This is a genomic window from Bacteroides timonensis, assembly GCF_000513195.1.
Taxonomy (GTDB): domain Bacteria; phylum Bacteroidota; class Bacteroidia; order Bacteroidales; family Bacteroidaceae; genus Bacteroides; species Bacteroides timonensis.
This window is the reverse complement of record NZ_CBVI010000135.1, coordinates 25,163-31,536: the sequence shown is the minus strand read 5'-3', so window position 1 is coordinate 31,536 and position 6,374 is coordinate 25,163. Positions and strand designations below refer to the sequence as shown.

At 43.7% G+C, this 6,374-nt stretch carries 5 protein-coding genes; 2 read left to right on the top strand and 3 right to left on the bottom strand.

The features are described from left to right. The 3 genes from BN161_RS24030 to BN161_RS24025 all read right to left on the bottom strand — a co-directional run. A partial coding sequence (locus BN161_RS24030; RefSeq protein WP_044271072.1) for an efflux RND transporter periplasmic adaptor subunit occupies nucleotides 1-479 on the bottom strand: 479 nt, incomplete at its 3' end. Nucleotides 480-592: 113 nt separating this feature from the next. Beyond that, nucleotides 593-934: a hypothetical protein gene (locus tag BN161_RS29595; RefSeq protein WP_125910919.1), complete on the bottom strand. Its 342-nt coding sequence runs from the start codon at nucleotides 932-934 to the stop codon at nucleotides 593-595. Nucleotides 935-1,735: 801 nt separating this feature from the next. Next, on the bottom strand, nucleotides 1,736-2,293 hold the full coding sequence (locus BN161_RS24025) for an NAD(P)H-dependent oxidoreductase (RefSeq protein WP_044271077.1): 558 nt from the start codon (nucleotides 2,291-2,293) through the stop codon (nucleotides 1,736-1,738). A 246-nt stretch (nucleotides 2,294-2,539) separates the two neighbouring features. Between BN161_RS24025 and ileS the strand changes: the two genes are divergently transcribed. Both ileS and BN161_RS24015 read left to right on the top strand, forming a co-directional pair. Next, nucleotides 2,540-5,965: an isoleucine--tRNA ligase gene (gene ileS / locus BN161_RS24020; RefSeq protein WP_044271070.1), complete on the top strand. Its 3,426-nt coding sequence runs from the start codon at nucleotides 2,540-2,542 to the stop codon at nucleotides 5,963-5,965. Between the two features lie 28 nt (nucleotides 5,966-5,993). Continuing rightward, the gene (locus BN161_RS24015) at nucleotides 5,994-6,374 is read left to right on the top strand and encodes a TraR/DksA family transcriptional regulator (RefSeq protein WP_007218473.1); all 381 of its coding nucleotides are present in this window, start codon (nucleotides 5,994-5,996) and stop codon (nucleotides 6,372-6,374) included.

Here is a 6,374-nt window from a genome sequence, read left to right as displayed (position 1 = left end):
TTTTTCAGTTCATAGTTCACTTCGGCTTCTTCCACTTCTTTTTGCGCACTTACTTTGTGTGCATACAAGTCCTGTTCCCGGCGCAGATTCTTGGAAGCCAGTTCCATTTCCTGTTTTGCCTGGTAGTAGACTTTTCCGGTTTCAAAGAAGTCGGGCGAACTGATTTCAAACAGGGGACTGCCTTTATCCACTTTTTGTCCCAGACGGATAAAGGAACGCGTCACCCGTCCTGCAAACGGAGAGGCTATTTCTGCATAATGGTTGGGTATGGCTTTCACGATACCCGAAACTGTGAATGTCGTTTCATGCAACTCTTTCTGAACTTCGCTTATTTTCAGTTTCTTGGCGATGGGGGATTCCGAAGATACCATAATAGTATCTCCTGAGACAGAAAATTCCAGGTTTTCCTCTTCTTTTTGCTGACCGGTACAGGCATAGCACATCATGCCGGTCAGGCACAATAAATATATGTATTTCATTTCTTCGTCGTTATGATAAGAACTCGTTTTTCTTCATGTATTTTGGGAATAACAGATTAAGGTTTTGCATATGCTCTGCCTTTCAGGCTACATACGAAAATAACAAAATCTGTTCAGCATACATGACAGGGTGGAGAACGTAAATGGAAAAACCGGGCCGTGCGAACAATCCGGTTTGCTCCATGCAACAGGAAGATGAAACTCAGGAAAAATAAAATAAAGGGAACTATCGGTAACTCATGCGAACTGTCCAGGCATAATAAATTGAACCAGGAGACGGTTTCCCACTGTGCCTCCGTGTGCGAATGGTGCATACCCGGAAGGTAGGGGTGGGAGTGAGTTACGAGGAAATGATCGACTACATGTGTATGGACAAAGGCTGTGTTCCCCACGTAGTAATAAACAAATACTACTATCAGTACATACTTTACGATGTTGGAAAGTAACCTTTTCACATGCAATGTTTTTGCTTTGGCGACAAAGGTAGTGCATATTTCAGACACTATCCAAGGAGAGGAGGATTTATTTTAGAAAAAACACAAGGGGTTAGGAGTTCCTGGAGTTCCATACTCAACATCTAAAATTTCATCAAAAGTCCGACAATCTTTTATTGATTTTGTTTTTGGGGTGACTTTGCTCATAATTTATCTCTCTATATAACGTTTTTTCTCTAAGAATCTATTGTGAGTTTTATTTTTCTACAAAGAAAGAGAAAAGATTAATCTCAGCAATATATTATCATGCATTTAGCACTATCAATTAGGCGAATGAATTAAGCTAATAAGAATGATCTGAAATCATAACACCTGAAACATCTCGTTAATAACCGCAAACAACGTTTTTAAAGAATAACCGGAACGTTTTTTAAGAGCGTATCCAATGTTTATTAACAGCGCAGAAATATGCTTTCAATCCCAATTTAAATATAAATCAACAAAAAAGGTGGCAAATCCTTGTGAGGAAATGCCACCTTATCTTCTTTTTTGCCTATTATTATTCCAGATACCGAACATCTGAAATAACTATAATCTATTTGATTTGCCAACGAGTAAACCACCCATAATTATCCGGCATACAGCCTGTATTACATAATATAGTTGTCAGATTAATGCACCGTTTAAAGGTTTCCGAAAAGAAAGACTAACTTTTGCCATTTTACTAAAGGTTTAGGTTTACAATAAAACTCAGCTTAAAGCTTCTACAAAGATACAACATCGTAAAGGCAAAATCTAGGGTTTTGACTGGTACTTTACACTTTACCAGCTATCTTCCGATTTATCTTTCCCGATAAGTGCCATTACCCGTTTTTTATAAAGATCCGCTGCCAGGGCAATATTCTTTTCCGCATCGGGTGTTCCCATACCATACACTACGAAAGGAGTCTGCCATACCATCCCTGCATGCACAGCGCCACCCTGATAAGGACGCAAGAGTTCATCCACCGTGAAGCGATTTCTTCCTCCACTTCGATACGCATCAAATTCAGAACCGGTAGTGGTAGCCACCAACAAAGGTTTACCGGCTACTGCCGGAGTTTTTGCCAAATAGGTAAATATCCCGTCCTGCCATTTCTTTAATAAAGATGGTGCCGACATCCAATAAAATGGAAACTGATATACCACTGCATTGGCATGAGATATAATCCGGCTCCATGCATCCATATTGAGAATATCTTGCTCTGACATCTCGTATAGATTAAATATAGCCACATCTTCTATATCCTTTATGGCATCAAACAGGGCTTTATTGACTTGTGAGTTTTCCATGTTGGGGTGTGCCAGAAGTACCACAACCTTTTTTAGATCTTTGTCCATACTATTGTTTTTGATGTTTTGTTTGGGTGAATAATCAATTATGACAGGCAAAAATAACAAAAAGATTTGTGAATAACACTTCTTTGTAGAGTCGTATTCCATTTAGATACGTTTTTTTCTATTCAATAATATCTTTTCTCTAACTTTTTTGTAACTTTGCACCCTTAAAATAAGGAGGGTTGCTTTAGCACGTCTCAAAGTACCCCCCTTGATCGTTAAATTGTAAATAGTTAAATTGCAAATAAGATGGGTAAGAAGTTTGCCGAATATTCGCAGTTCGACCTCTCAAAGGTAAACGCGGAAGTGTTGAAGAAATGGGACGAGAACCAGGTTTTCGCCAAGAGTATGACAGAACGTGAAGGCTGTCCTTCTTTCGTTTTTTATGAAGGACCGCCCTCTGCCAACGGTATGCCGGGCATTCACCACGTAATGGCTCGCTCCATCAAAGATATTTTCTGCCGTTACAAAACCATGAAAGGTTTCCTGGTGAAACGTAAAGCCGGATGGGACACACACGGACTTCCTGTGGAACTGGGTGTGGAAAAAGCAATGGGCATCACCAAGGAAGATATCGGTAAAACGATCTCCGTAGCCGACTATAACGCTGCCTGCCGCAAAGATGTGATGAAGTTCACCAAAGAATGGGAAGATCTGACTCACAAGATGGGGTATTGGGTAGACATGACCGATCCTTATATCACCTACGACAACCGCTACATCGAAACATTGTGGTGGCTGTTGAAGCAACTCTATACAAAAGGGTATCTTTATAAAGGATACACCATACAGCCGTATTCTCCCGCTGCCGGAACAGGACTGAGCTCACACGAATTGAACCAGCCCGGTTGCTACCGCGACGTGAAGGATGTGACCTGCGTGGCACAGTTTAAGATGAAGAACCCGAAGCCGGAAATGGCAGAGTGGGGAACTCCGTATTTCATTGCATGGACCACCACTCCGTGGACATTACCTTCGAATACTGCGCTTTGCGTAGGCCCGAAGATAGACTATGTAGCCGTACAAAGCTACAACGGATACACCGGAGAGAAAATCACCGTTGTACTTGCCAAAGCTTTGCTCTACACGCATTTCAATAAGAAAGCGGAAGACATTGCTCTGGAAGATTACAAACCGGGAGACAAACTGATACCGTTCAAAGTTATAGGAGAATATAAAGGTCCGGAACTTGTAGGTATGGAATATGAACAACTGATACCTTGGGTGAATCCGGGTGAAGGTGCATTCCGCGTAATCTTAGGTGACTATGTGACTACGGAAGACGGTACAGGTATCGTACATATCGCTCCGACATTCGGTGCGGACGATGCCCAGGTAGCAAAAGCTGCCGGTGTTCCGCCGTTGCAACTCATCAATAAAAAAGGCGAACTCCGCCCGATGGTGGACCTGACCGGTAAGTTCTATAAATTGGACGAACTGGACGAGAACTTCGTGAAAGAGCGCGTAAACGTAGATTTATATAAGGAATATGCAGGCCGTTTCGTGAAGAACGATTACGATCCGAATCTGACAGATCAGGACGAAAGTCTGGACGTAAGTCTCTGCATGATGATGAAAGCCAATAACCAAGCGTTCAAGATAGAGAAGCATGTGCACAATTATCCGCACTGCTGGCGTACGGACAAACCGGTATTGTATTATCCGTTGGATAGCTGGTTCATCCGCTCTACCGCTTGCAAAGACCGCATGATTGAGCTGAATAAGACGATCAACTGGAAACCGGAAAGCACTGGTACGGGACGTTTTGGCAAGTGGCTGGAAAATCTGAATGACTGGAACCTGAGCCGTTCACGTTACTGGGGTACTCCGCTGCCTATCTGGCGTACGGAAGACAACAGCGCGGAAATCTGCATCGGTTCTGTTGAAGAGCTTTATAATGAAATAGAGAAATCCGTAGCTGCCGGATTCATGAAGTCTAATCCTTATAAGGATAAAGGTTTCGTACCCGGAGAGTACAATGGAGAAAATTATGATAAGATAGACTTGCACCGTCCGTATGTGGATGACATCATCCTCGTATCGAAAGACGGCAAGCCCATGAAGCGTGAAGCGGACCTGATAGACGTATGGTTCGATTCCGGAGCTATGCCGTATGCACAAATCCACTATCCGTTCGAGAACAAAGAACTGCTGGATAGCCATCAGGTTTACCCTGCCGACTTTATCGCCGAAGGTGTGGATCAGACTCGCGGTTGGTTCTTTACACTCCATGCAATCGCTTCAATGGTATTCGATACCATCTCTTACAAGGCTGTTATCTCTAACGGATTGGTACTTGATAAGAATGGTAACAAGATGTCCAAACGTCTGGGCAATGGCGTAGATCCCTTCTCGACTATCGAGAAATACGGATCTGACCCCTTGCGCTGGTATATGATCACCAACTCTTCTCCGTGGGATAACCTGAAATTCGACGTAGACGGCATCGAGGAAGTTCGTCGTAAATTCTTCGGTACCTTATATAATACATATTCTTTCTTCTCCCTCTACGCCAATGTGGACGGATTTGAATACAAGGAAGCTGACGTGCCGATGGCTGAACGCCCTGAAATCGACCGTTGGATACTCTCTGTACTGAATACACTGGTGAAAGAAGTGGATACTTGCTACAGCGAATACGAGCCGACAAAGGCCGGACGTCTGATATCCGACTTCGTAAACGACAACCTCTCCAACTGGTACGTTCGTCTGAACCGTAAACGTTTCTGGGGTGGTGAATTTACGCAGGATAAGTTATCTGCATACCAGACTCTGTACACTTGTCTGGAAACCGTTGCCAAACTGATGTCGCCCATCGCTCCGTTCTATGCCGACAAGCTCTATATGGACTTGGTTACCGCAACAGGACGCGACAACGTGGTATCCGTACACCTGGCTAAATTCCCCGAATATAACGAGGAAATGATAGACAGAGAACTGGAAGCCCGTATGCAAATGGCACAGGACGTAACTTCTATGGTATTGGCTTTGCGCCGCAAGGTGAACATCAAAGTACGCCAGCCGCTGCAATGTATCATGATACCGGTAGTGGACGAGGAACAACGTGCCCACATCGAAGCAGTAAAAGCTCTTATCATGAGCGAAGTGAACGTGAAGGATATCAAGTTCGTAGACGGTGCCGCCGGTGTGTTGGTGAAGAAAGTGAAATGTGACTTCAAGAAGATGGGACCGAAATTCGGCAAACAGATGAAAGCCGTAGCTGCCGCTGTAGCGGAAATGCCACAGGAAGCTATCGCTGAACTGGAAAAGAACGGTTCTTATACTTTGCAACTGGATGGTGCGGATGTGGTTGTGGAAGCCGCTGACGTAGAAATCTTCAGTGAAGACATTCCGGGATGGCTGGTTGCCAACGAAGGAAAGCTGACTGTTGCCCTGGATGTAACCGTTACAGAAGAGCTTCGCCGGGAAGGCGTTGCCCGTGAGTTGGTTAACCGTATTCAGAATATCCGCAAGTCAAGCGGTTTGGAGATAACGGACAAAATAAAGATTACATTATCAAAAAATCAGCAAACAGATGATGCGGTAAACGAATATAAAGACTATATTTGTAACCAGGTTTTAGGAACCTCACTGACGCTGACCGATGAGGTGGAAAACGGCACGGAACTTAACTTTGACGATTTCTCCCTGTACGTAAGCGTTGTAAAAGAATAATAATACTAACGATTTAACACGTAAAGTTATGGCAGAAAAAACAAGATACTCGGATGCTGAATTGGAAGAATTCCGCGCCATTATTAATGAGAAGTTAGAATTGGCACAACGCGATTACGAATTGCTGAAAGCCAGTTTAACCGGAGCCGATGGTAATGATACCGACGATACGTCTCCTACGTACAAAGTTTTGGAAGAAGGTGCCAACACTTTGTCCAAAGAAGAAACGACACGCCTGGCTCAACGTCAGTTGAAGTTTATCCAGGGTTTGCAAGCCGCATTGGTACGCATCGAGAATAAAACGTATGGTATTTGCCGTGAAACAGGTAAGTTGATTCCTGCCGAACGTTTGCGTGCTGTGCCCCATGCTACACTGAGTATTGAGGCCAAAAATAACGGTAAGAAGTAA